The 26,580-nt window shown below is 61.5% G+C and carries 21 protein-coding genes; all 21 read right to left on the bottom strand.

Annotation, left to right across the window (positions count from 1 at the left end; all coding sequences use genetic code 11):
- Positions 1-17: 17 nt before the first annotated feature.
- The 21 genes from ileS to CJEIK_RS03930 all read right to left on the bottom strand — a co-directional run bounded on the left by ileS (position 18) and on the right by CJEIK_RS03930 (position 26,452).
- Positions 18-3,278 (bottom strand): isoleucine--tRNA ligase, encoded by a 3,261-nt coding sequence (gene ileS, locus CJEIK_RS04030; RefSeq protein WP_034965173.1) that lies wholly within the window; start codon positions 3,276-3,278, stop codon positions 18-20.
- Positions 3,279-3,661: 383 nt separating this feature from the next.
- Entirely contained in the window at positions 3,662-3,817 is a 156-nt protein-coding gene (locus CJEIK_RS04025; RefSeq protein ID WP_005295924.1) for a hypothetical protein, read from the bottom strand.
- Between the two features lie 85 nt (positions 3,818-3,902).
- Complete coding sequence (locus CJEIK_RS04020; protein WP_005295926.1) at positions 3,903-5,060, bottom strand: DivIVA domain-containing protein; 1,158 nt, start codon at positions 5,058-5,060, stop codon at positions 3,903-3,905.
- A 602-nt stretch (positions 5,061-5,662) separates the two neighbouring features.
- Positions 5,663-5,953 carry a YggT family protein gene (locus CJEIK_RS04015; protein WP_005295929.1) on the bottom strand — a complete coding sequence of 97 codons (291 nt, stop codon included), beginning with the start codon at positions 5,951-5,953 and terminating at the stop codon, positions 5,663-5,665.
- A gap of 134 nt (positions 5,954-6,087) precedes the next feature.
- Positions 6,088-6,684: a cell division protein SepF gene (locus tag CJEIK_RS04010; protein ID WP_005295933.1), complete on the bottom strand. Its 597-nt coding sequence runs from the start codon at positions 6,682-6,684 to the stop codon at positions 6,088-6,090.
- Positions 6,685-6,751: 67 nt separating this feature from the next.
- Positions 6,752-7,507, bottom strand: coding sequence for a YggS family pyridoxal phosphate-dependent enzyme (locus tag CJEIK_RS04005; RefSeq protein ID WP_005295935.1), 756 nt, complete (start codon positions 7,505-7,507; stop codon positions 6,752-6,754).
- The gene (gene pgeF / locus CJEIK_RS04000) at positions 7,504-8,256 is read right to left on the bottom strand and encodes a peptidoglycan editing factor PgeF (protein WP_005295938.1); all 753 of its coding nucleotides are present in this window, start codon (positions 8,254-8,256) and stop codon (positions 7,504-7,506) included. The genes CJEIK_RS04005 and pgeF overlap by 4 nt, the downstream gene beginning before the upstream one ends.
- Before the next feature lie 61 nt (positions 8,257-8,317).
- Complete coding sequence (gene ftsZ, locus CJEIK_RS03995; protein WP_005295940.1) at positions 8,318-9,646, bottom strand: cell division protein FtsZ; 1,329 nt, start codon at positions 9,644-9,646, stop codon at positions 8,318-8,320.
- A gap of 187 nt (positions 9,647-9,833) precedes the next feature.
- A complete protein-coding gene (locus CJEIK_RS03990) occupies positions 9,834-10,553 on the bottom strand; it encodes a cell division protein FtsQ/DivIB (RefSeq protein WP_005295943.1) in 720 nt (239 codons plus the stop codon).
- The gene (gene murC / locus CJEIK_RS03985; protein ID WP_005295946.1) at positions 10,550-12,046 is read right to left on the bottom strand and encodes a UDP-N-acetylmuramate--L-alanine ligase; all 1,497 of its coding nucleotides are present in this window, start codon (positions 12,044-12,046) and stop codon (positions 10,550-10,552) included. Before murC ends, CJEIK_RS03990 begins: the two co-directional genes overlap by 4 nt.
- Positions 12,047-12,095: 49 nt before the next feature.
- A complete protein-coding gene (murG, locus tag CJEIK_RS03980; RefSeq protein ID WP_034965175.1) occupies positions 12,096-13,208 on the bottom strand; it encodes an undecaprenyldiphospho-muramoylpentapeptide beta-N-acetylglucosaminyltransferase in 1,113 nt (370 codons plus the stop codon).
- A 5-nt stretch (positions 13,209-13,213) separates the two neighbouring features.
- Positions 13,214-14,935, bottom strand: a complete 1,722-nt coding sequence (ftsW, locus tag CJEIK_RS03975; protein ID WP_005295950.1) for a putative lipid II flippase FtsW — start codon at positions 14,933-14,935, stop codon at positions 13,214-13,216.
- A gap of 7 nt (positions 14,936-14,942) precedes the next feature.
- A complete protein-coding gene (gene murD / locus CJEIK_RS03970) occupies positions 14,943-16,451 on the bottom strand; it encodes a UDP-N-acetylmuramoyl-L-alanine--D-glutamate ligase (protein ID WP_077536264.1) in 1,509 nt (502 codons plus the stop codon).
- Positions 16,452-16,513: 62 nt separating this feature from the next.
- Positions 16,514-17,614, bottom strand: coding sequence for a phospho-N-acetylmuramoyl-pentapeptide-transferase (gene mraY, locus CJEIK_RS03965; RefSeq protein WP_005295958.1), 1,101 nt, complete (start codon positions 17,612-17,614; stop codon positions 16,514-16,516).
- A gap of 7 nt (positions 17,615-17,621) precedes the next feature.
- Entirely contained in the window at positions 17,622-19,136 is a 1,515-nt protein-coding gene (locus tag CJEIK_RS03960; protein WP_005295961.1) for a UDP-N-acetylmuramoyl-tripeptide--D-alanyl-D-alanine ligase, read from the bottom strand.
- Positions 19,137-19,141: 5 nt separating this feature from the next.
- Positions 19,142-20,752 carry a UDP-N-acetylmuramoyl-L-alanyl-D-glutamate--2,6-diaminopimelate ligase gene (locus CJEIK_RS03955; RefSeq protein WP_005295963.1) on the bottom strand — a complete coding sequence of 537 codons (1,611 nt, stop codon included), beginning with the start codon at positions 20,750-20,752 and terminating at the stop codon, positions 19,142-19,144.
- Entirely contained in the window at positions 20,749-22,641 is a 1,893-nt protein-coding gene (locus tag CJEIK_RS03950) for a peptidoglycan D,D-transpeptidase FtsI family protein (protein WP_034965182.1), read from the bottom strand. Before CJEIK_RS03950 ends, CJEIK_RS03955 begins: the two co-directional genes overlap by 4 nt.
- A 108-nt stretch (positions 22,642-22,749) precedes the next feature.
- The gene (gene ftsL / locus CJEIK_RS03945; protein ID WP_050760838.1) at positions 22,750-23,682 is read right to left on the bottom strand and encodes a cell division protein FtsL; all 933 of its coding nucleotides are present in this window, start codon (positions 23,680-23,682) and stop codon (positions 22,750-22,752) included.
- Positions 23,683-23,751: 69 nt separating this feature from the next.
- Positions 23,752-24,780 (bottom strand): 16S rRNA (cytosine(1402)-N(4))-methyltransferase RsmH, encoded by a 1,029-nt coding sequence (gene rsmH, locus CJEIK_RS03940; protein ID WP_005295969.1) that lies wholly within the window; start codon positions 24,778-24,780, stop codon positions 23,752-23,754.
- A gap of 276 nt (positions 24,781-25,056) precedes the next feature.
- Entirely contained in the window at positions 25,057-25,488 is a 432-nt protein-coding gene (mraZ, locus tag CJEIK_RS03935; RefSeq protein WP_005295971.1) for a division/cell wall cluster transcriptional repressor MraZ, read from the bottom strand.
- 553 nt (positions 25,489-26,041) lie between these two features.
- Positions 26,042-26,452: a DUF3040 domain-containing protein gene (locus CJEIK_RS03930; protein ID WP_034965184.1), complete on the bottom strand. Its 411-nt coding sequence runs from the start codon at positions 26,450-26,452 to the stop codon at positions 26,042-26,044.
- Between the last annotated feature and the right edge of the window lie 128 nt (positions 26,453-26,580).

The following is a 26,580-nucleotide window of genomic DNA, read 5'->3' as shown; positions in this document are numbered from 1 at the left end:
GTACCCTGCGGGTCTTTTTAGGACGCTACCGACGCCACCACAATGTCAGCCGAGCAGCCGTCGGCGACGTCGTGGCTGAGCTGCTCGCCGACGACAATCTTCACGTCCGTGGCCAGCACTTCCTTGGCGATTGAATCCGAGTGGGTGCGCGCCCACTCTTCCTTCTCCGCAGGTACGGAAAGGGTCAGGTGGATCCGGTCGCTGATCTGCAGGTCGGCGGCCTTGCGGGCCTCCTGCAGGCCACGCACGCGGTCCGCGGCCCAGCCTTCGGCCTCCAGCTCCGGGGTGGTCTGGGTGTCCAGCACCACCAGGCCGTCCTGGCCGGAGACTTCTGCGGTGTGCTCCGGCTCGGCAGCCACGAGCTTCCGAGTGAACTCGCCGTCCTGCAGCTCGATGCCGTCGGCGGAGACAACACCGGCGTCGTCGACGGTGTAGTTGCCGGACTTCACAGCCTTGATGACGCGCTGGACGTCCTTGCCCAGGCGCGGCCCGGCCACGCGAGCGTTCACCACGACCTCGAAGCCACCGACCTGGGCGACGTCCTCGGTCAGCTCGACCTGCTTGACGTTCACCTCATCGGCGATGATCTTCGTGAAGTCCTCCAGCGCGCTGGCGTTCGGCAGCGCGACCGTCAGCTTTGGCAGAGGCAGGCGGTTGCGCAGCTTGTGGGCCTTACGCAGGGAGCTCGTCGCGGAGCTGACTGCGCGTACGGCGTCCATGGCGGTGACCAGCTCCGCGTCGGCGGGCAGGTTCTCGGACTTCGGGAAGTCCGCCAGGTGCACGGAGCGTTCGCCGGTCAGACCGCGCCAGATCACCTCGGTGGTCATCGGCAGCAGCGGAGCTGCCGCACGGCATAGGGTCTCCAGCACGGTGTACAGGGTGTTGAAGGCCTCGGGGTGGACGGCGTCGCCCGCCCAGAAGCGGTCGCGGGACCGGCGGACGTACCAGTTGGTCAGCGCGTCGCAGAACCAGCGAACCTCGTCGCAGGCGGTGGCGATGTCTGTGTTGTCCAGCGCGTCGGAGACACCCTGCACAGTGTCGCGCAGCTTGGCCAGGATGTAGCGGTCCAGCACGTTAGTGGAGGACGTATCGTACTGCGCCGGCTGGGAAGCGTAGAGGCGCAGGAAGGAGTACGCATTCCACATGGGCAACATCGCCTGACGCACGCCCTCGCGGATGCCCTGCTCGGTGACGATCAGGTTGCCGCCGCGCAGGATCGGCGAGCTCATCAGGAACCACCGCATGGCGTCGGAACCGTCGCGGTCGAAGACCTCGTTGACGTTCGGGTAGTTGCCCTTGGACTTACTCATCTTCAGCCCGTCATCGCCCAGCACGATGCCGTGAGCCACGACCTTCTTAAAGGCTGGGCGGTCGAACAGCGCGGTGGACAGAACGTGCATGGTGTAGAACCAGCCACGGGTCTGTCCCGAGTACTCCACGATGAAGTCCGCCGGAGAGTGGGTATCGAACCACTCCTTGTTCTCGAACGGGTAGTGCTTCTGCGCAAAAGGCATAGAGCCAGACTCGAACCAGCAGTCCAGCACCTCCGGCACACGGCGCATGGTGGACTTGCCCGTCGGGTCATCCGGGTTCGGGCGGGTCAGCTCATCAATGTCCGGACGGTGCAGGGAAGCCGGCTTGCGGCCGAAGTCGCGCTCCAGCTCCTCCAGGGAGCCGTACACATCCATGCGCGGGTACTCCTCGGAATCGGAAACCCACACCGGGATCGGCGCGCCCCAGTAGCGGTTGCGCGAGATGTTCCAGTCGCGGGCGCCTTCCAGCCACTTGCCGAACTGCCCGTCGCGGATGTGGGAGGGCATCCACTCGATCTGCTCGTGGTTCAGCTCCACCATGCGGTCGCGGAACTTCGTCACGGCCACGAACCAGGACGGCAGAGCCATGTAAATCAGCGGCTCGCCGGAGCGCCAGGAGTGCGGGTAGGAGTGCTCAATCGTCTGGTGGCGCAGCACGCGGCCAGCGGCCTTCAGGTCCTTGATGATTGCCTTGTTTGCATCGAAGACCAGCTGACCCTGGTATTCAGGAGCCAAGGAGGTGAACTTGCCGTCCATGTCCACCGGGATCTCCAGGTCGATGCCCGCAGCCTCGCAGGTGAACATATCGTCCTCACCGAAGGCCGGAGCCTGGTGGACCACACCGGTACCGTCGGCGGTGGTGACGTAGTCGGCGCACAGCACCCGGAAAGCTCCCGGCTTACGCTGGTTGCCCTCGCTGCCCGCGGACTTCTCGCCCGCGCGCTCGGTGAAGTACCCGAACAGCGGCTCGTAGGTCATACCCTCGAACTCCGCGCCGGTGAACGTGGCCAGAACCTCGGCCTTCTCGCCCAGCTCCTTGGCGTATGCACCGCGCAGGTCGTCAGCCAGTACCACGATCTTTCCGTGCATGCCCTCTGCACCGTCGGCACCGGCGGCGTCATCCCCAATCCGCACCGCGGCGTAGGTCACCTCAGGGTTGACGGCCAGGGCGAGGTTCGCCGGCGTGGTCCACGGGGTGGTCGTCCAGCCGATAAACGCGGCATCGGCGAGCTCGGGGTGCTCGGCCAAGGTCTTCACGGAGAACGTGCCCTCGGTCGCGCCGGTGATCGGGAATGTCACCGTGATGGTCGGGTCCTGGCGCATCTTGTAGGAATCATCCAGGCGGGTTTCCTGGTTGGACAGCGGAGTGTGCTCTGCCCAGGAGTACGGCAGAACGCGGAAGCCCTGGTAGATCAAGCCCTTGTCGTAGAGGGTCTTGAAGGCCCACATGACGGACTCCATAAAGCCCGGATCCATCGTCTTGTAGCCGTTATCAAAGTCCACCCAGCGCGCCTGGCGGGTGACGTATTCCTTCCACTCATCCGTGTAGCGAAGCACGGACGTGGCACAGTAGTCGTTGAAGGAGCGCATGCCCATCTCTTCGATGCCGGCGCGATCCTTGATTCCCAGCTGCTTCTCGGCCTCCAGCTCTGCGGGCAAACCGTGGCAGTCCCAGCCGAAGACACGGGCGACCTTCTTGCCCTGCATCGTCTGGTAGCGCGGAACGATGTCCTTGACGTAGCCCGTCAGCAGGTGACCGTAGTGCGGTAGGCCGTTGGCGAAGGGAGGGCCGTCGTAGAAGACGTATTCCTCATTACCTTCGCGGGAGGCGACGGATTCGTTGAAGGTGCCGTCTTTCTCCCAGTACTTCAGTACATTTTCTTCGAGTGCCGGGAAGGCGGTCGATCCGCCATTGGACATATCAACGCGCGGGTAAGCGCCGCCTGCTGGGGTTGCTTCGCTCATGGTGTGGTACCTGCTTCTTCGCTCTTTTTATTGACGCCCACAGCCGTGCTGTCGGCGACATTATCGCTAAAAACAGGGACGCATTGGCTAGAAAGCCCTGCGCGGTACCACCCTGATTGGCGTGTTACGCCCTCTTCATCTCTTACGGCGATGACGTGCCGCGACTCCGCCTGGGTCTAGTGAGTATCCCCGTTCCACGGTCGGGCGGGCATACCGTTCTTCCAGGAACGCTCCCCGGTGATGGCCGGATCGATGCGTGTTCTTGAAGGATATTCAGTTACGGCTCCTACCCTACACTGCCGTGTGCAGGATAAGAGCCTTAGCCTCGTTGAGCGCTTCTAAAGTTGAATCTGGTGTAGCCCCTAGCGCTTGCGCTGCTTGCGCTACTTGCGCTGGCGGATCAGGTCGTAGGCGAACAATGCCACGCCGATCAGAGCTACGGTCACACAGATCCAGGCCCAAGTGGTGGATCCGACAGTGAGACTTACAACGAGAGCCGCAAAACCAAGAACCGCCAGGAGGATCGCTGCGACAAGCATCGTTTCTATTTCCTCCTGACGATCAGTTGTGGGCCGACAGCAGCCGAGAGCCGCTATTGCCCGGTGCTATAAAGCGCTGGCGCTATTAGTTGTTCTCGCCCTCAACCTCGATGGAGCCAGCCGGCGCGGCGGTGCCGCGGCTGTTCAGCTCCTCCAGCTGAGACTCCAGGAAGGTCTTCAGGCGGGTACGGTACTCGCGCTCGTAGGTGCGCAGCTCCTCGATGCGTGCCTCGAGGGTGGTCTGCTGCTTCTTCACCGTGTTCATGATCTCGGTGTGCTTGCGCTCTGCGTCCTCCTGCAGAGCGTTTGCCTTCTCCTGTGCGGAGCGGATCTGCGCCTGGGACTGAGCAGTAGCGTCGGAGATCATAACCTCGGACTTCTGCTTTGCGTCTGCCAGCTGTGCGTTGGACTTCTCCTCCGCGTCTGCCAGCATCTTCTCGGAGCGGGTCTTCGCATCTGCCAGCTGGGCCTCGGAGCGCTTCTGTGCATCTGCCAGAGTGTTCTTGGAGCTGCTGTCGGCGTCGTCGATGGTCTTCTTTGCGGTGGCGCGAGCCTCTTCCAGCATGCTGTTAGACTCTGCCTTCGCGTCGCCGGTCAGGCGATCTGCCATCTCCTGTGCCAGGGACAGCACGCGGGCTGCCTGCATGTGGGTCTCGGCGGTTGCGACGCCGGACTTGCCATCGCCGGAAGCAGTCGGAGCGGCAGCGGAAGCCACAGAAGCCTGGGCCGGGGCCTGCTTCTTTGCATCCTCAGCAGCCTTCTCTGCCTTAGCAGCGCGGTCCTCGGCGGCCTTAAGCTTCGCCTCGTAGTCGGCCTTGATCTTCTTCTCGATCTCAGCGGCATTCACCGCGCTCACCTGGGAAACACCCTGCGGCTGCGCCTTGCTCTGCTGCGCCTGAGCCTCAGCGCGGGCGTCCTTGCGGGCCTGCTCTAGCTTCGCGGAGTACTCGGACTCAAACTTGCCACGTAGATCAGACTCAATCTGACGGCGTAGTGCAGCCTCGTCAACCTGGGACGCGCCAGCAGCGCCTGCCACGCCAGCACCTGCAGCGGCGCCCTTGGCGGAGCCCGACTCTAGCTGCTCGACCTTCAGCTTGAGGTCGGAGTTTTCATCCTGCAGTTCCGCAAGAGTGTCCTCCACGAGATCCAGGAACTGGTCGACCTCGTCCTCGTTGTAACCACGCTTGCCGATCGGCGGCTTGCTAAAAGCTACATTGTGCACATCAGCCGGAGTGAGTGGCATAGGTTGTCCCTTTCCCTTTCGGATTGCCTCAAAGTGCTAGAAGGCGTTCGCAACAGTAATGAACTATTGATGGTTTATGAAACAGCTACAAAGCATACCAGCATAAGCTAGTTCAGTCTCAACTTTAGATAGAGATTGACCGTGTAGCAGCGCAGAGCACCATACAACTCAAACTCAACACTAATTTAATGTAACCACATCAACACCACAGCTGGCGCCTTACCCCCAGGTTCCACCCCCACAAAAGCAATTTCCATTCTCCCAACCCAAACACGTAACACTGGAAACGTATCGACGATGTAACAGGTGAAGGAAATGAGAAAACCGCCACCGGTCAAGACCCACATTCTCGACCGGCAGCGGCTTCCGTCACTACACACGACATCTCCGCAGCCTCACTCACTTACCGCGAAGATGGCTCTAATTCTAGCCCTATGAACGGATATTCACAACAGCTTGCTGAATATCCGTTTCTTGCGTCTCCCCCCCCATTCCCCACCCCCTTAGTTTTACAACTTTAAGGATGCGCAAGCGCTAACCTCTCTAGTGAACCACTAGGGAGGTTTTGGCTTTAAAGACCCCCAAAAGATCCGTTCGCTGTTCTAGCGAATCATTGCCCCCAGAAGCATACTCAGAAGCTGTAGCCCGAAGAACAAAACCAGCACTGAGACATCCAGCCCCACTCCCCCGAGCTGCACCGGCGGGATCAGCTTTCGCAAGGCCTTGACCGGCGGATCCGTCACGACAAACAGCGGCTCGGCAACGATGCTAAACCAGCGTTGCGGGCGCCAATTGCGGGAAAAGGACTGAATCATTTCGATAATGATGCGCAAGATCAGAATCAGAATGTAGAAGCGAATCAGCCACATCAGTAGAAGCAGGATTTCGTTCACTTAAGAGCTCTCTCCACTACATCGAGCCCGGTCGATTGATTCCGACTCGGGCTCTTTGTTAGTTATTTACGGTTAATGACGGTGCCTAAGATTGCCTAAACCTTCCTAGAACTGGCTAGAAAGACTGAAGCAGACTAAATGGTCTCCGCGATAGCGTCCAGCTGATCCTGCGCCAGCGTTACACCCTTCGGAAGCAGAATAAAGTTACGCACACCCTTCAGCTTCTTCAGCTTGGCGTCCAGCCCTCGGCTCAGACCAGCCGCGAAATCGAGAACGCGCTTTGCCTCGCCTTTTTCCATACCACTGAGGGAGAATACGACGACTTCACGAGCCTTGAGGTTATCCACCAGCTCACCGGCCTGAGTATAGGAGCTTAGGGTAAAGGACACGAAGGCCGAAGGATCCTTCTCCTCCGCAGGGGCGTCTGCAAAAGAGGGAGAATAATGGCTATCACTCCGAGAAGCGTAGCGATCCTCACGATCAGCTCGATCGGCCCTATCAGCACGGTCGGCGTAGTCGGAACGACCGTAGCGGTCAACCCTATCAGCACGGTCGCGTTCAGAACGGGAACGGTAGGAAGGCTCGTGCATATCGCGCTCAATACGGTCTGCGCGATCAGCACGGTCACGCTCGCGGGACTCGTAACCGTCGCTGTAGTAGTCCGTATTGTAGGTGTCCACGTGATCAAAACCGAAGAAGCGCTTGGTCTTGTCCATGAAGTTTTCTGCCATTGCTCTGTAGGAACCTTCCGTTACTTGATTCTATTGGCTAGTTAAGGGCCGTAAATAGCTATGTCGTTTAAAGTACTGGTCGCGCGCCCATTATATCCGTACCGACACGCACCAGGGTGGAGCCTTCCGCGATGGCAATCTCCAGGTCACCGCTCATTCCTGCGGAGTACACGGGAGCACCTATCGCACGGTCAGCGATACGCTCAACCAGCTTTCGCCCCCGTGCGAAAACGACCGCGGGGTCGGCATCGAGCGGCGGTACCGTCATCAGTCCCCGCAGCTCCAGATTTTCGGCTGCAGCCACTGCATCGGCTAGCTCGTCGATGTCAGCCTCCACTGCCCCGCCGCGCTGCGGGTCCCCGTCAGCGCTGAATTGCAGCAATACCGGTAGGCGCTCGTGTCGATCTCCGCGTTCTAGGGCCAGAGCCGCGCCTCGGTCCAGGGCGTTCAACAACTTCAACGAGTCCACCGTGTGCACGGCGGCTGCCCACCGCGCAACGGAGTTCGCTTTCTTTGTCTGCACTTGCCCCACCATGTGGAACCGCAGACCTGCATCCGCCAACTGCGCGTGCTTGTCGCGCGCTTCCTGTTCGCGGTTCTCGCCAACGGCAGTGACGCCCAGCTGTGCCAGCAACTTCACGTCCTCAGCTGGGTGAAACTTGGTGATTGGCAGCAGATCCGCCCCTCCTGCCACCGCAATGCGGCGCCTTACGCGCGCCAGGTTGTCGGCAATCTCCTGCGCGCGAGGGCTGAGGTTCGCCGTACCACCGGGGAGATCCTTCGTCACCTGGTGATCGCCGCTAGCGCTCTTCTGCTCTGTCATGGCATCCACACTACGCCCGCCTGGCGACCGGTTGTGCCTTCTCGACGGTAGGAGAAGAACCGGTCGGCATGCTCCGGGTCGATGGTGCAGCGCGGGTCAGCGTCGATGCTGCGCACTCCGAGGGAGAGTAGTTGGCGGGTCAGACCAGCACGAATATCCAACCCATGTGTGCCCTTGGCGGTGGTAGTTGCCGAGCCAGGAAGCTTGGCCTCCACATCCGCGGCCATCGCCTGCGGCACCTCGTAGTTCTTCCCGCTAGCGGCGGCGCCGAGCAGCGCGTGAATGTTGCTGAGCACGGCACCTAGGTCTTCCATGCGGGCGATTGTGCGGCGCAAGATTCCGTTACGGGCTCCCATGCGGCCAGCGTGAACCGCAGCGATCACGCCCGCATCCTCGTCGGACAGCAAAACCGGAACGCAGTCAGCGGTGAGGACGACCAGCGCGGTACCCCGCAGGGTGGTAATGAGGGCATCGGTAGCCTCGACTATGGGCGACGCAGAGTGCATAGCGGACGCTAGGTGGTCGGTGGTGACTTCCGTGACATTCGGTGAATGGATCTGTTCCATGAACACCAAGCGCCCCACGTCCAGACCCAGCACATCGGCTAGGCGCTGTCGGTTGCGAGCCACTGCCTCCGGATCATCGCCCACGTGGTCGCCCAAGTTAAACGAAGCATAGGCACCCGTGGAGACCCCACCGTTACGGTCGGTGAAGACCTTTCGCACCTTCGGGCTCTGGTCTTGGCTCAAAGCTAACTCCTTAGGCTGGTCACTGGAAAGCTAGTGGCGGGCGGGCTGTGTGCCCGACCGACTAGTCGAAGTCCGGCAGATCCAGATCGTCTTCTTCCTCCGTCAGATCCACACCGGAGTTGGTGGGGTTCTGCGGCTGCTGCGGAGCGGAGGTAAACAGGCCGCCGCCCTGGTTAGCCTGCGGCTGTTCCTGCTGTGCGTGCTGCGGCACGGTTCCACGGCGCTGCGCAAAGCTGGACTGGGTGCCGGCTTGCTGTGCGGCCGGGTTGGCCTGCGCGGAGCCCACCTGCGGGGCTTCCTGGCCCTGCACTGCGTACTGAGAACTCTGGCCAGCCTGCGGGGCTTCCTGGCCACCGAACAGGTTGGTCGGCTGGGCAGCACCTGCGTCCGCACCTTCCGGCGCACGGTGCGCGCCGGAACGCTGGTTGTTGGACGGCGCGGATGGCGAGTCGTCGAAGCCAGTGGCGATGACGGTCACGCGGACCTCGTCGCCCAGCTGGTCGTCGATGATGGTGCCGAAGATCAGGTTGACGTCTTCGTCGGCCTTCTCCTCCACCAGGTCGGCAGCCTGGGAAACCTCCAACAGGCCCAGGTCGGAGCCACCGGCAAAGGAAAGCAGCACGCCCTTGGCACCTTCCATGGTGCTCTCCAGCAGCGGAGAGTTAATGGCTGCTTGGGTGGCCTTGATTGCGCGCTGGTCGCCGCGGGCGGTGCCGATACCCATGAGGGCGGAGCCCGCGTCGGTCATAACAGAGCGCACGTCGGCGAAGTCCACGTTGATCACACCCGGGGTGGTGATCAGCTTGGTGATGCCCTCAACACCGCTGAGCAGAACCTCGTCGGCCTTGCGGAAGGCCTCCATCATGGACAGCTGCTCCTCGGACATCTTCAGCAGCGAATCGTTCGGGATAACGATCAGCGTGTCGCAAACCTCGCGCAGAGCTTCGATGCCCTCCATAGCCTGCTTGCTGCGGCGACGGCCCTCGAAGCCGAAGGGGCGGGTAACCACACCAACGGTCAGAGCATTCTGCTTCTTCGCGATGTTTGCCACGACCGGGGCAGCACCCGTACCGGTGCCGCCTCCCTCACCTGCAGTAACGAACACCATGTCGGCGCCGGCCAGGATCTCTTCAATCTGGTCCTTGTGATCCTCGGCAGACTTGCGCCCGACCTCCGGGTTAGCGCCAGCACCCAGACCGCGGGTCTCCTCGCGGCCAATGTCCAGCTTGATGTCCGCATCGGTCAGCATCAGAGCCTGTGCATCGGTGTTAATGGCGATGAACTCCACACCCTGCAGCTGCTCGTCGATCATGCGATTGACGGCGTTTACTCCGCCGCCGCCGACACCGACCACCTTGATCTCTGCGAGGTGGTTTCCAGGATTCGTCATGTGCGTCTTTCCGCCTTCCTAAAGAATTTTCGTGCTTTGCGGTTTACCGGTTTGCTGTTGCGTCCATTTTCCTAGCCGTCAAGCATTTAGCGGTGCACATTTTTGGTGGCGTGTCGTATCCTTAAAGTTCAACTTAAAGCTTAAGCTGGGGTTTCACCCCTTACCGCAGCCCTCCAGCAGCCCTAACTCAGCCCTTCTTCACTGTGGGCATGGCGGGGTTTGAGACGTTCCAATTGCCCTCGCGCCCCAACACAATGCGTGTCGCTTCGGCCTTCTCGTCCGCCCTATCGGAGGAACCCCAATACACGGCTTGATTAGGGAAAAAGAGGCGAATGCTATCCGCCGACTCCGCCTCTATACCCTCTAGCTTGCCGCGTAGGTCGTCCGAGAGCGAAGTCAATGCCTTCGCCGCCGCATCGATAGCCCGCGCATCATCTCGCTTGGTCTTCTTAAACTCCAAAGCCCCTTCAGGCTTCACACCCGTCAGGAACACCTTCCCCTTTTCATCCACCACGTGTGGCGTGTCGCCATCCATGACGTAACCGATGGCCTGGTGCTCCTTCACGTCGACCGTCACCGTTGTGGGCCAGGAGCGCTTGACCGTCACCTTCTCCACCCACGGCACGGCAGATACTCCCTTGGCGGCTTCTGCCATATCCAGGCGCAGCATGTTGTCGCCTGCACTGATCGCGCTGGCTTCCCGTATCGCCTGCGGATCCGCGTGCGTCGTGCCCTGAACTTCAATCTGCGACACCTTCACGATGGGGGCTACATACACGAGCACACCCAACAGCACGACCAGAGCCACCAGCCCTGCGATCAACCGCTGCAAGCGCTTACGCGGCAGGTTTTGTCTCTGTTGCTTCTGCTGCTTCTGCTTGTTGCCTATTTTTGACGCCCTGCTCACCCGCGATCACCACGGTCCAATTCCAGCAGAATCTCGTCCGCCAGCATCGTCACGGTGCCCGCACCGATCGTCAACACCATGTCGCCAGGCTGCACCAGACCGGCGACTACGTTGGACACGTTCGAGAAGTCAGGTTCGAAAACCCATTCGGTGGAAGCGCTGATCTTGTTTCCGATGATGCGCGAATCCACTCCCTCTACGGGCTCTTCGCGGGCGCCGAAGATGTCCAGCAAAACCACCTGATCGGCCAGGGACAGCGCCTCGGCGAACTCATCAGCGAAGTTGATCGTGCGCGAGTAGAGGTGTGGCTGGAAGACGGCCACGATACGCCCGCCGCGGGCCTCCACCCGTTGACGCGCCGCAGCCAGAACAGCCGCGACCTCGGTCGGGTGGTGAGCGTAATCATCGTAGACTTCCACGTCCTGACGGGTCCCGTGGTATTCGAAACGGCGGCGTACACCGTCGAAACCGCCGATACCTCCGATGACCTTATCCACATCAGCGCCCAGCAGCACGCTGCCCAGTGCGGCGGCCGCAGCATTCAACACCATGTGGATACCTGGGATGGCCACACGCAGCGAGTAAGTTCCCGCGGCCTCCTCTGCCGCCTTCTTAACTTCTTCGGTCAGCCGCAAGGCAGAAACGGTGCCCTCGGCAGTAACCTCCGTGCTTTCGATGATCGCTGCTGGGGGCACGGAGGGGTGGGCGTCACAACCCTCGGCAGTGCCATAACCAACAACGGTAAACGGCAAGGGGGTGCCTTCCTCGGCACCGGCAATAAGATTCTCGGCGAGCGCTGCCGAACCTGGATCGTCGAGGCACACAACTAGAAAGCCCCCTGGCACAATGCGGTGAGCAAAATTCTCGAAGACCTCGCGGTAGGCAGCTTCAGTCTTGAAATAATCCAGGTGATCGGGCTCGATGTTCGTGACCACAGCGATTTCGGGCGAGTAAGAAAGGAAGGAGCCGTCGGACTCGTCTGCCTCCGCTACGAAAATCTCGCCGGTACCGTTGTGCGCATTCGTGCCTGCACGGTTCAGCTGGCCACCGATGGCGAAGGAAGGGTCCTGGCCTGCAGCCTGTAGCGCTGCGACAGCCATCGACGTCGTGGAAGTCTTACCGTGCGTACCCGCCAGCAAGAAAGCACGGCGATCCTGCAGCAATAGCGCCAGAATGTCCGAACGACGAAGCACCGGAATACCTGCCTCGCGGGCACCAACGAGCTCCGGGTTATCCTGCGGAATCGCGGCGAAAGAGGTAACGACCACCGTCGGCGTCTCCCCCGACAGGCGAAGGTTTTCCTCGGCGTGCCCTACCTGAATCTTGGCGCCGGCCGCGCGCAGCGCCATGATGCTGCGCGACTCCTTCATATCCGACCCACTGACCTGGTAGCCGCGATCCAGCAGGATGCGGGCGATACCGGACATGCCGGCACCGCCGATGCCCACCATGTGCACGCGGGAGAGGTCCGTGGTCTGAGGCTGCTCGCTCATCGTGGAAGAAGATGCCTTTCTAAAAGAAGGGAAAAATTAGGAACGGGGCTTAAGCTTCGGCTGCTGCGATGATCTTTTCGGCGATCTTCTCGGCAGCGTCCCTGTGGCCAGCGGCGAGGGTTGCCAGGCTAGCTGCTTGCCAGCGGGTTTCATCGCGCAGCAACGGGATGACCTCCTGGGACACGCGGTGGCCGGTGAGCTCTGCATCCTTAACGATCACTCCGCCACCGGCGTGGGTGATCGGGCGGACGTTGAGCTCCTGCTCGCCGTTACCGTGTGGCAGTGGCACGTAGATACCGGGCAATCCCACGGCGGAGACCTCGGCAACCGTCATCGCGCCCGAGCGGCACAGGATCGCATCCGCAGCGGCAAGCGCCAGGTCCATGCGCTCGATATACGGCACGGCCACGTACCGAGGTTTGCCCTCCTGTACCTCCGCGGGTAGCTCAATATCGTTCTTCTTGCCATAGGCGTGTAGCACCCCAATACCCGCATCCTGCAGGGTCTTGGCGGCATCCACGACAGCGTTATTGATGCTGCGTGCGCCTTGGGATCCACCGGTCACCAGCAGCAGTGGAGCCTCCGGATCCACGCCGAAGAACTCGCGGGCCTCTGCACGCAGGGCTTTGCGGTCCAGTTGCAGCACAGATTCGCGTACGGGGATGCCCACAATCTCGGCCTCCAAGCCGGAATCCTCGACTGCAGCTAGGCCGGTTCCGCCCAGCTTCACGCCTAGCTTGTTTGCCACTCCTGCGCGGGCGTTAGCCTCGTGAACGAAGAAAGGAATCTTAAGGGACCGCGCAGCCAGATAAGCCGGGGCGGAAACATAGCCGCCGAAGCCGATAACCACGTCGGCCTCCACCTCCCGCAGCACCCGCTTCGTCTCCTTGAGTGCCTTGCGCAGGCGCAGCGGCAACGTAGCCAAGTCCTTGTTCACCTTGCGCGGCACCGGCACCGGCGGGATCAGCTCCAGGTCGAAACCACGGGCTGGTACCAGGGTGGTCTCCAGGCCACGGGTAGTTCCCAGCGCGGTGATGCGCGCATCGGGGCGCTGCGCGCGAACTGCCTCTGCCACGGCCATGGCGGGTTCAATGTGCCCAGCCGTTCCGCCGCCGGCAACGACGACTGATAGCTTCCGGTCGGCTTCTGGCTTCGGGTTCACTTTGGCTAGCGCCTCCTGTGTCGATTGTCGATAGTTCTGCGGACCTTGCGGGCCCCTGACTGCCTTGATTCGTCCGCCCGGCGGCGGCTACGTGGCATCGGTTTCGGGGTCGCAGTGGGTGGCAGATCCTGCCTTCGGACTCCATCGTAGCCACGCAGGCGCGACTCGCCGCCGACGCGACGGATGGACTGCTCCACCCGGTCGCGTTCGCGGCGAACATCCTGGCTTCCCCGGCCAGCACTCGCTCGCTGCCGAGTGACCGGCTCGCCGTAGCTGTAGGAGGTCTCGCGGCGCTCGTTACGGCGCTGCTCGCCGGCCTTGTACCCCTGAGGCTCCGGCAGCATGAGAATGCGATCGATGAGCGGGCGGCCTTCGTGCTGCATGGAAGAAATCGTCTCCGGCTCGTTGCGGGCACAGTTACACAGCAGCCCCATGGAAAGAAGGGTGATGATCGCCGATGAACCACCGGCGGAGATCAACGGCAGCTGGATGCCTGTCACCGGCAGCAGGCCCACAACGTAGGCCATGTTGAAAAACGCTTGCACGGAAATACCGATGGTCAGCGTTGCCGCCAGCAGCCGCAGGAAAGGATCCTTTTGCGCCAGGGCGGTGCGAATGCCAAACCAGGCCAGCATTCCAAACAGGAACACAACGAAGAATGCACCGAGAAGCCCCAGCTCCTCACCCACAATGGCGAAAATGAAATCGTTCTTCGCTTCTGGCAGATAGAACCACTTAGCACGAGACTGCCCCAACCCGGCGCCGAAAAACCCTCCGTCGGACAGAGACAAGATGCCCTGGTGGGACTGATAGGACGAGCCTTGGGTCGTCGAATCACCGAAGTTCAGGGTCAGAGCGTCCTTCCACGTCGTAATACGCGCGCCGCGGAAACTCTGACGGGTAATCGCAAACACGCCCAGCACCGCGACGATTCCCAGTACCCAGGTGATCACCTGACGGCTCACGCCGGCGAAGAAGATAAGCGCGGCTACCACGATGCCTACGGAGAACATCATGCCGAGGTCCTTCTGCAGCAACACCAGCATCAGAATCGCAAAACTCACGGCCAAGAAGGCCCCCAGGGCGGTGTTGAGGCGCTGCGTGGCGCGTGCTCGGTAAGAGACGGTCGCTGCGCCCCACACCGCCAGCGCTAGCTTCGCCACCTCGGAAGGCTGCACGCCAATGGGGCCAATACGGATCCACGAGTTAGAACCGACCTCTTCACCGCCGATGCCAACTCCGGGAATAAGCACCGCGATCAACATCGCGACCGCAACTACCAACAGCCACGGGGAATATTTGCGGATCGTCTCCGGGCGCATCCGTAGCGCCACCCACATAGCCACCAGTCCGAGGAACACGACCACGGCCTGCTTAATAAATTCACCAAAGACACTCGCGCCGCTGGCGTAGGAAGTCACCATCGACGACGACAGCACCATGACGAGCCCCAGAATGGTCAGGCACGCCGTGACGACCATCAGCACCTTGTAGTTCAGCTGCGGGGTAGCCAGCTGCGCGGACAATTTCCGCTGTAGGGAGGCCAGGCCGCGCTCTGCGCCGGATTCCTGGCTAGAGGGGTCTTGCTCTCGCGAAGAACGATCTGCAGCGCCAAAACCGTCGGCACCATTGGCACGGTCAGAGCGGCCGCTGCGGCTGCCACGAATGCCAGCCTCCCCTGTGCCGGGGATGCGCTGGCGCTTCGAATTGGGCGTCGGAGTGGACATCGCGCGCCTATCCCCTTTCCTGAGTGCGCTCATCGGCTTTATCGGCCCCAGCATATGCCACCGCATACTGGGCGAACAGGTCGCCACGCTGGCTCATGCCTGTGTACATATCCAGCGACGCTGCTGCCGGGGCCAGCACAACGCTGTCACCGGGTTGCGCCAGCCCATGGGCGGCGCGGGCGACAGCACGCATCGCCTCTTCCGGATCGGTGGCGTCAATAACAGTGACCGGCAGGTCGGGCAGCTGCCGCGACACTTCCGCGACGAGCTCCGCGCGATCCACCCCCAGAGCCACCACTGCCTTCAGGGCGCCACCGATCGCCCGGATCAACCCGTCGACCGCAGCCCCCTTCAGCTGTCCGCCAGCGACCCAGATCACGTTGCGCTGGCCACGCAGCGCGGCTTCGGCAGCGTGCGGGTTGGTGGCCTTCGAGTTATCGATCCAGGTAACTCCTCCGTGCTCCAGCACGACCTGCCCGCGGTGTGCTTGCACCTTGAATCCAGCCAGCGCGGCCTCGATGGCCCCCGGAGCCACGCCCAGGGCGCGCGCCATCGCCGCACTCGCCGCGGCGTCTGCCAGCCCCGCCGGCCCGGGAGGGCTGATGCCCTGTGCCGGAGCGAGGTCCGTCGTCTGACTCGGGTCGCCGATGACGACCTCGACCAGGCGCCCGTCGCGGACGCCGACTACTCGTTCCGTGTTTTGTGACGCCACCTCTTCAGGATCGTGAATCGTGTACCCACGCCGCGCCACTACCTCGCGTGCGCGTGCGGTGGTCAGCACGTCGTCGTCATCCAGAGCCAGCACGGATTCCTCAGCAGTCAAGACTTGTGCCTTATCTGCACAATAGTTTTCGTAGCTGCCATGCCAATCCAGGTGGTCTTCGGCAAGGTTCAGAATGCAACCGACGGTGGGCTTGAACATGGGCGCCCAATGCAGCTGGAAGCTCGACACCTCGGCGACGAAGACATCGGAGCGGGGTTCTCCGCGGTGCTGAGCAGCCAAGGCAGCGGAAGGGGCAATGCCAATGTTTCCCACAGCCAGGGCTGCACGCCCGTCAGCGATCAGCATCGAAGTCAGCATCGCTGTGGTGGTTGTCTTACCGTTTGTCCCGGTGACAGCCAGCCACGTGCGCGGCTGACCGAAGGCGCCGGCTTGGTCGGCCAGCCAGGCCGCCGCAATGTCGCCGATCACCGGGATGTTCAGCTCGGCGGCACGGGCCAGCAGCGGGGATTCGGGCTTCCAACCCGGGGAGGTCACGACCAACTGTGGGGCCAACTCGTCGAGGGTATCGATGGCGTCGGAAACACTCAGCAGCCGCAGCTCTGTATCGCCATCATCCGCGATGTGGCCAAGCGCCTGCGCGTTGTCGTCTGCAACCAGGACCAACCGGGCACCGAGGGCACAGAGCATGGAGATCACGCCCCGCCCGGCCACGCCCGCGCCCGCGACCAGAACGGTCCGAGAGCGCATGGTTTCTAGGGCTTCTGCGGGTTGGAGTGCGTGTGTCGATTCCACGGCTGGGTTGTCCTTACATTGCTAGCGAATAGTGGGTTTGTGGGTCTGCCACCGGCAGCCGCCTAGAAGCTGGCGCCGTTGAGCCACTCCGCGTAGAAGATCGCGAAGCCGGACATCGCCGCCAGCGCGGCGAGCAGCCAAAAGCGGATGACGACGGTCGTCTCCGCCCATCCCTTGTTTTCAAAGTGGTGGTGGATCGGCGCCATGCGGAAGACACGCTTGCCGGTGGCCTTGAAGGAGACCACCTGAATCACCACGGATGCAGCCTCGATGACAAAGATGATGCCGACCAGAATCATCAGCAGCTCAGTCTGGGTCGTGACGGACAAGCCTGCCACCAGGCCACCAAGGGCCAGAGATCCAGTATCACCCATGAAGATCTTCGCGGGAGCTGCATTCCACCATAGGAAGCCCAGGCAGGCACCCAGGCCAGCGGAGGCGAGCATCGACAGGTCCAACGGGTCACGTACCGCATAGCATGCGGCCTGTGCGCTGACGGCGCAGGAGTTACGGAACTGCCAGAAGGTAATCAGCACGTAGGTGCCCATCACGATCGCGGTCACGCCACTTGCCAGGCCATCCAACCCGTCGGTCAGGTTCACTGCGTTCGACCAGGCGGAGATCACCAGGTAGATGAAGATCAGGAACAGAATCATGCCCACGATTGCCGGCCCGATGGCGATGTCGAACGTCGCAATATCGCGGACAAACGACAGATGTGTGGACCCCGGGGTGAGACCATGCGCGTTCGGGAACTGCAGGATGAGCAGGCCAAAGACGATCGCGGTAACCAGCTGGCCTACAAGCTTCGCCTTTGCGTTCAAGCCCAGGTTCCGGCCCTTGACCAATTTGATGTAGTCATCGGCAAAGCCCAGACCGCCAAGGGCCAAGGTCAGCCCCAGCACCAACCAGCCGCTTACGCCCGGCCCGGCGCCGGTGGTTACTAGTCCCACCAGCACGGCAATCAGGTAGCCGAAAACGATGCCCGCCAAAACGGCGATCCCGCCCATGGTCGGGGTGCCGCGCTTTTTAAAGTGCGACTTCGGGCCTTCCTCGCGGATCTCCTGGCCCAATCCCTCGGCGGAGAACCACCGAATCAGCACCGGGGTCAGGAATACGGACACAAGGAAAGCAACCGCACCTGCGATAAAGATTTGCAACATGGGATTTTTAAGCTCCTTGATCCTCACCGATGAGCAGTCCTTCAGCCACTGCCCATAGTCCGTCCGAATACGATGCCTTGATCAGCACTACATCCTGCGGATTCAAACTCATATCTAGGTAGTTCACCGCGCCGTCGATGTTTTCGACGACTTGGGTTTCCACACCGCTCTCTCGAGCAGCGTTGGCCAGCGCACGCTGATTCACCCCGTTGCCCACGATCACCGCGTGGTCGATGCGTCGTTGCGCCAGCACGTGGCCGAGCTCGGCGTGCTCGTCGCTAGCGTCCTCGCCCAACTCACCCATCTGCCCCAGCACGGCCCAGCTCGCCGCATCGCGACGGCCTTTGGCGGTGTAAGCCAGCGCGTCGATTCCCGCGCGCATGGATTCGGGGTTGGCGTTATAAGAATCGTTGATGATGGTCACTCCGTCAGATTCGCGGGTGCGCACATCCATGCGATTCACGCTAGCGGCGACGTGAGAGCTCAGCAGGGATGCGACCGTGGCGGCGTCAATACCCATCTCGATACCAACCGCCGCGGCGGCGAGCGCGTTCGAGACCTGGTGGGCGCCGAATACTGAAAGTTCCACACGCACCGGCTCCCCTACTGGGTGGTGCAGCATAAAGCTGGCGCGGGCTACAGCGTCGAGCTCGATGTCGGTCGCATAGTAATCCGCCGGCACGCCCGCTGCCCCCGTCGCGCCTTCCGTGGAAAAACGCACAACGCGCGCGGCGGTGCGCTTATCCATCGCCGCAACCTTGTCGTCGTCTGCGTTCAGCACGGCCAGGCCCCCATCGGCGGCAGCCGGCAGAGCCTCCACCAGCTCACCCTTCGCCTGCGCGATGGCCTGGCGGGAGCCGAACTCGCCCAGGTGGGCACTGCCGACGTTCAGCACCACACCCACTCGCGGCGGGGTAACGGTCGTCAAGTGCTGGATGTGGCCTACGCCACGGGCGGACATCTCGCTAACGAGGAAGCGCGTGTCGCGGCCCGCACGCAGGGCTGTGTAAGGCAGGCCGATCTCGTTGTTGAAACTGCCGGGCGGAGCGACGGTCTCCCCTGCCTCGCGCAGCACCGCGCCAATCAGATCCTTCGTGGAGGTCTTGCCCGCAGAGCCGGTCACGCCGACGACGACCATGCCCTCCTCGGCTGCCAGCACGTCGGTGTTATAGCGCGCGAGCTTATCGATCGCCGCCAGCACTGCTGCGCCGTGACCTTCCGCGTCGAACTCGAATGCGGTGGCATTGGAGGTTTGTTCGTTGATCTCCACCGGAGCGGCCAATAGGGCGGGCTGCTCCACCGGGCGGCCAACGATCAGCAGCGCGGCGCCGCTGTTCAGAGCTGCATCGGCGAAGTCGTGGCCGTCGGCACGTGCACCTGGCAGAGCCATGAAGATCGCGCCCGGTGTGATCTTGCGCGAGTCGAACTCCACCGGGCCGGTCACTACGGCCTGCGGATCCACGTCGTTAATCAGCGTGCTGCCGGTTACCTCGGCGATCTTCTGTGTCGTTAACTCAATCATCGCTGCTACCTACCTTCACCATTATCTGCCTCACGCTCTTGCCGTACCCGGTTCTTCAAAGCCGTCGCCAACTCCTCCACATCGTCGAAGGGATGCATCTTTCCTGCCACAAGTTGCCCCTTTTCATGCCCCTTACCGGCGACGACCACCGCATCGCCGGGCCGTGCCCAGGTTACGGCTGCGGCGATGGCCTCCGCACGGTCGGGCACGATCTCGCACACGGTCTCGGCGTTGGTTGATTGTTCTTGTTCCTTCTTTTGGACGCCCTCTCGCGCCCCGGCGTAAATAGCCTCCCTAATCACGGAAGGTTCCTCATCCCGGGGATTGTCATCCGTGACGAACACCGCATCCGCCAACTCCGCGGCGATACGGCCCATGATCGCGCGCTTGTCGTGATCGCGGTTTCCACCGGCTCCGAGGACGATGCCAATGCGGGCTGCCGGATCCGGCAGATAGTCGTGCAAGCTGCCCAGCACGGCCTGCACCGCGCCCGGCTTGTGCGCATAGTCAACCATGGCCAGGAAGTCTTGGCCTTCCTCGACCAGCTGCATCCGGCCGGGAACCTGCACGTCCGCCAGAGCCTGTACGGCTGTGCTATCGCTAGACAGCGGTTCTCCAGTGACTGCCTCGATGCAGGCCAGAGCCACCAGGCTGTTGGCCTGGTTAAAGGAACCCGCCATGCCGATGCTGTAATCCAACTCTCGCGGTTCGGAGCCGCCCGCGATAGACAGGCGAATGTGCTGGCGGCCGTTGGGAGCCACCTCGGCGGAAGCAATAGACCACACGGGGCTGCCGGTTTCGGCCTCGTGGTTGCCGCCCTGGGGGTACAGCGCCACGGTCGACGAGTACTTCGCGGCGATGGCGCGCATGCGCTCGCCCCACTCGTCCTCACAACAGACCACAGCGGTGCCCGGAACACCACCATCCTCCGCGCGTTCGAACAGCAGCGCTTTCGCCTGGAAGTAGTCCTCCATCGTCGGATGGAAATCCAGGTGATCCTGGCTCAGGTTCGTAAACGCCACCACGTCAAAGTGCACGCCGTGCACGCGGCCTAGCTGCAATGCGTGGCTGGAAACCTCCATCACGAGGTGCGTGACTCCCTCGGCCACCATTCGTGCCAGCAAGGCCTGCAGCGTGGGTGCCTCGGGAGTAGTCAGTGAGGTAGGGATGGGCTGGCCGTTGATGCGTGTACCCGTGGTGCCGATCAGGCCCACCCGCAGTCCGGATTCCAGAAGAGCCTTTTCCACCAAGTAGCTGGTGGTGGTCTTGCCCGACGTACCGGTAATCCCGATGGTCTTCAACTGACGCGCCGGGTGGCCATAAACCTCTGCAGCTACCGGCCCCATCCACTTGCGAACGTTGTCGACAACGATGCACGGTAGCGGCGTGGGGGCGTCATCAATAATGCGCTGGCCTGCGGCATCGGTCAGAACAGCGGCGGCTTTGCTATCCGCGGCGAAGGTCGCGCCGTGGACCTTCTGTCCGGGAACGGCGCAGAACAAACCACCCTGCTCCACATCTTGAGAACCAATCGCGGCGGAGGTCACCTCAACGCCTTCCCAAGGCCCAGTGAGGGTGCCTCCGCAGATTTCAGCGAGCTGCTTCAACGATGTCATTGATTTGCCTCCAGCATCAGCTTTGGCCCTGCCTTCTCAGACAGCGGCACATTGTAGTGGTCGAGCATCCACGCCATGATGTCGTGGAACAAAGGTGCAGCACTGCCACCCGCGCCCCCGTCAGTTCCACGCTGGGGATTGTCCAGCATGATGCCCACGACGAAGCGGGGCTTGTCGGCGGGCGCAATGCCAGCGAAGTTAATCCAGTAGGCGGAGTTAGAATAAGCTCCGGTATCCGGATCGACCTGCTGGGCTGTACCCGTCTTGCCGGAAACCTGGTAGCCGTCGATCGCAGCCGGTGCACCACTGCCCTGCTGCACACCTGTCTCATCCTTCTGCGTGACTGCGCGGAACATGTCCACGGTTGTGCGGGCTGTCTCCGGGGAAACCACACGAGTCTCTTTCGCTGGGTCGGCGGCCAGCTCCGCTCCGTCGGAGCTGGTGATCTTGTTGATCAACCTGGGCTCCACGCGCACGCCATCATTGGCCAGCGCCTGGTAAATGCTGGTCATCTGCAGCAAACTCATGGACATACCCTGACCGATCGGCAGGTTCGCGAAGGTGCCGCCAGACCACTGGCTTAGCTCTGGCATGTAGCCGGATACCTCATAGGGCAGGCCCACGCCCGCGGCTTGACCCACGCCGAACTTGCGGAAGTAGTCGTACATCTTGTCCTCGCCCACGCGCTGCGCGAGCATCAGGGTGCCAACGTTCGAGGACTTACCAAAAACGCCCGTGGTGGTGTACGGAACCTCACCATGCTCCCACGCATCCTTAACGGTCACGCCGGACATATCGATGCTGCCGGGAACCTTCAAAACCTCATCCGGGGTGGTTTTGCCTTCCTGGATAGCCGCGGCGGCGGTCATGATCTTGGCCACGGAGCCGGGTTCAAAGGAATCGGCCGTTGCGCGGTCGCCAAAGACCTTCTTGCGCTTCAGCTGCTTTTCAATGTCCCCGTTAGGGTCGATCGAATCACTGGAGCCCATGGCGATGATCTCGCCAGTCTTCGAATCCAGCACGACGGCCGAGGCGGACTTTGCGCCCGACTTCTCCCGCGCCTGCTGCAGCGCCTGCTGCACATACGTCTGCGCGTCCAGGTCGATGGTCAGCTCGTAGGAATCACCATTGACGGCTGGGTGCACGTCGCGGGTGGAGCCCGGGATCAGGTAGCCATCGCCGGCAACATCCACGGTGCGGGAACCGTTGATGCCCTGCAGGCGCGCATCCTGGGAAAGCTCCAGGCCGAATTGTCCCTGGTTATCGGTACTGATCTTGCCGATCATGTTCTGCGCCACCGCGCCGTTGGGGTATTGACGCAGATCCTGGCGCTCAGCGGTAATCTCGGGGAATTCCTCAGCGACCTTCTCCGCTACGTCCGGGTCGACGTTGCGCACCAGCACCTCATAGTCTTTGTCGCTGGTCAGCTTCTTGCGGATATCGTCTTCCTCGATATCGTCGCCTTCTTTATTGATCATCTCGGGCAGACGCTTGGCGATGTCTTCGATGCGCCGCTTGGGCTCGGGCACACCTTCGGGATCTAGTTCATGACGCTCTTGCATGAACTCCTCAAGCTTCTTTGGATGCACCGACAGGCTCCGTGCATCCATTGTGTAGGCCAACACCTGACCGTTACGGTCGGTGATGCCGCCGCGCAGGGCTGGTTCGGTAATCACGGAAGTGCGCTGCATCTGAGCTTGAGTAGACAACGACGGGCTAGCCACCAGCTGAACCCAGACCAGGCGCAACAGCAAAGCGAGGACCGTCAAGAAGACGACCAGGAATACAAGGCGGACGCGCTTACTGAAACGCGCGAAGGAGGTATCCAGGATCAACCACGAGTTGGATTCAACCGTCCGCGGGGAGCGGCGGTCGTTAGGGGTAGACACGTGGTTGCCCTCCTTTCTATTCACTCTTGGTTATTGTCCTCGCAATTACGAAAACAAGCCGGGGTTGGCCCCGGCGTGTCTGAAGTTTTCGATTGGCTGTCCAGAGATCTAGCGTGCCGCCGGGGCCGGGGCTTCCGCTGCGGGCGCTGGAGCGGGAGCAGGTGCCGGTGCCGCCGGAGCCGGAGCTGGAGCAGCAGCCGGTGCCTGGCCTGCCGAATTGCCGGAGTACGGCAGGCCGCCGTTGCTCTGCGAGGTGTTACCCGGGGCACTGGCGCTAACATCCGGGGCACTATCGCCAGCGACAATCGGGTTGTTCGGGTGCAACCCCTCTACACGGCTGGTCTCGTTCGGATCACTGGTAGCTCCGCGGCGCTTGGCATTACCGTTGACGTCCACGACCTCCTTGCCACCCTCAGCGTCGGCCGGGCGGGTTTCCTTAACCTTTCCGTCGCGATCCTCCAGAATGCCGGACTGCTTCGGGGTAACCATTCCCATCTCGCTGGCTTCCTTGGCGATGTTGGCAGAGGACTTTGCGTTTGCAACGTCCCGGTTCAAACTTTCAATCTCGTTATCCAGGGTGGTGCTGCGAGACTGAGCGTCGGCGATCTGGAAGGACTGCTTGGTGGTTGCGGCAGAAAGCGCCATGACGGAAACCACTCCGAGGATGAACACGGTAAGTGCCAGCGCGATGCGGCGGGTTAGCTGCGGATTTCCGCGCTCCAGGGCAATGATTCGCCGTCCGCGAACCGATACCTGCTGGCGCGACCCTACTCGGCTACCTCCAAGGCGGCGAGCGCTGCGCCCCACAGTGCTTGTGCGAGCACTGGTGCGCGCACCCGCGTTGGTGCGGCTTCGGCCGACACGCGTGGTGCTGTCGGTATCCCAGGCACTTCCGCGGCGGACAGGCTCTGCGGTGCGCTGACTAGAGCGTGCCGGGCGAGCCTTGGCGCGTGAGCGGTCGGCAACGCTGCGACCGGCTACGGTGGTGCGATCGCGGTCGGTGCGCTGGCCTCGGGTGCGGATGGTGCCTGGTGCTGTCATGTGATTCCTTCCGAAGTTTCGGTAGGTTCGGGTCTGTTTCTATCAGTGGCATTTAGGGGTTTTGCTTAGCTAACTGGGCGTGTCCAGCGGAAATATCGTTTTTCCTCTGTCACTAACCCTGCTGTAGGCCCTCACCCGCACAGGGGCTGCCCGGGAGTTTTGTTCAATCTCCGCCTCGCTGGCCTTTTCTGCCCCACTGGTTCTGAGCTCGAACTCGGCCTCCATTCCGGGCAGCTCCATCGGTAGCCCCGGCGGAGTTTTCGAGGTACTGAGCTGCACCAACGCCTTCTTGACGATCTTGTCTTCCAGCGACTGGTAGCTCATAAACACTCCCACGGCACCAACATGTAGCCAGCGGGAAATCTCCGGAATGAGGTTCTCCAGCGATTCGAGTTCAGCGTTCACCTCGACGCGCAGCGCCTGAAAGGTTCGCTTCGCTGGGTGTCCGCCGGTGCGGCGCGATGCCGCCGGAATGGTTGCGTACAACAGCTCCACCAAACGCGCTGAGTTCTCGAAGGGCTGCTTTTCACGCTCGCGGACAACTGCGGAGGCAATCTTTCCGGCGAAGCGTTCATCGCCGTAGGTCTTCAAAATGCGCGCGATCTCGCCGTGACTGTAGGTGTTCAGGATCTCGGCGGCGGTCAGCGGACTGCTGGGATCCATGCGCATGTCCAACGGAGCGTCTACCGCATAGGCGAAGCCACGTTCCGGCTGATCCAGCTGCATGGAGGACACGCCGAGGTCGAACAGGAACCCGGAGATACCGTGTTCCCGCACGCTGGCTGGAAGCTTGCCCTGTTCCATCAGGTCCTCCAGCGCCTCGGTTACTCCGTCGAAACGGGTTTGATAAGACACAAAGCGGTCCCCGAAGCGTGCCAGACGCGCATTAGCTTCTGCCAGCGCATTGGGGTCGCGGTCCAGGCCGACGACAATTGCGTGAGGAAAGGCGTCAAGAAAAGCCTCGCTGTGTCCGCCGGCGCCGAGGGTGCCGTCGACGATGACAGGGCGGGCGGGCGCGTTCTCGCTGTTCACACCCAGACCTACGAGTTCGACCATGCGGTCGCGCATGACTGGGATGTGGCCGTGTTCTTCGCTCATCGATGTTCCCTCCTTCCTTCACTGCGTTTTATCTTCGACCCTGTTCACAAGCCTTTTCTGGGGCTCCAAACAATTCATGTGCCACATAAATACTTATGTGACTCAAAAGCTAAAGGAGTGCGTACAGGGCCTCACCTGCGTGGGTGCGGGCTTGACATTGGGGAAGTACGTCAAGATTCCGCGTCGTCCACGCAGGTAAGGGCCTGCGCACACTCCGTTTTCACTATTAATTTGTCCTAATCGGCCAGGCGCTAAGGCCTCCAGGGTCTAAAGGTCCTACAGGAATGTCGCCAGCACTTCATCGTCGCCGTCCGAGAAATCCTCTTCATGCTCAGCGCTGTAGTCAGCCCAGCTCTCGGCATCCCAGATTTCGATGAAATCGACGTTGCCGATAACCACGCACTCCTTCGTCAGCCCTGCGTAATCCCGGTGCATCGCCGAGACGGAGATACGCCCCTGCGAATCGAGATTCTGCTCGTCGGCACTAGCCGCCAGGTTGCGCACAAAGGCGCGAGCTTTCGGGTTTGTGCGCGAGGCTTCAGCCGCCTTCTTCGCCCGCACCAGAAACTCTGCCTTGGGATACACAGCCAGGCTGCGGTCCTGCCCCTTCACGACCATCAGGCCTTCACCGAGCTCTTCCCGAAACTTTGCAGGCAGGGTCAACCGACCCTTGTCGTCAAGCTTCGGCGTGAAGGTGCCGAAAAACATGCATCGGCCCCTTTCCGTTGGAAGATCTCTTGCTTTCTATCGCCGTTTTTGCCGTAGGTAGCGGACTGTTACTAGCCCTGACCAGTGGTTTCGCTATGAAGTTTGGAGTCGTTGGCACAGCTTTGTTCCAACGAGCCCCACTTTACCCCACTCTCCCCCACAAACTCCACAACACGAGGTACTTTCGCGCACCTTTTCTCAATATTCTTCACATCAACAACGCTAAAGCTGCACTTTACCCCTTTTGCTCTCACCGTTTCGCACGCCACCAATCACTCTTTCCCTTCGTGACGCCACCTTCTCCCACCCCACCTACCTGAGCTAGCCGAGACATTTCCCCAGGTAAGACATCCAAATACTCCGCAACGGATACCTGAAACCACCTTTTCGCTCTCGCCCACAAAGACCAATGGGGACCAAGGTGGGGTGAAGTGGGGCAAAAAGATTCCCCTCCGCCTTCTGCGGCATTTTTGGCCGGCAACAACAAAACCACCGCCCTCCACAATTGGAGGACGGTGGTTTCTAGCTGTTCTTTACAGCCTAAGCGCTTGCCCTAACGCTCGAAGCGGCGGCGGAAGTTATCTTCCATCTTGTCGCCGATTCCACCCGAGCGGCCGGAATTTGCCCCTTTTGTCGCACTCGCCTTGCTGCGCTTGGGGGACTTGGAGCGCTTAATGGCTGCTGTCTCCGGGTCATCGTTGGACCTGAATGCCAATAGACCTCCGCCAAACATAATTAGGAATCCGAGTACGCTCAGCCCCACAAACCATAGCGACAGCTGCGCGGCAGCAATACCACCAACCATCACGGTCAAACCAAGGACGATGAGCGCAATCGATCGAATATTGAAGCTGATCGTCTGCGCACCATTGTTGGAAGCCTGCTTTGCCAAGCGCGGATCCTCGGCGATTAACGCCCGTTCGATCTCCGCGAGCATCCTCTGCTCTTGCTCCGATAGAGCCATCGCGACCTCCCAAATCTTTGCGGCTACTTTCAACAACGCCTAGGGCGCGAAAAAAGTTTCCAGCCCGTGCGCGTCCAGCCCACTTCTCACCCGTCCACCCTACATCAACCAGCACTTTTAGGACAACG

This window comes from Corynebacterium jeikeium (genome assembly GCF_028609885.1).
GTDB classification, from domain to species: domain Bacteria; phylum Actinomycetota; class Actinomycetes; order Mycobacteriales; family Mycobacteriaceae; genus Corynebacterium; species Corynebacterium jeikeium.
Note: the sequence above shows the minus strand (reverse complement) of the source record. Positions and strands in the feature narration are given on the sequence as shown.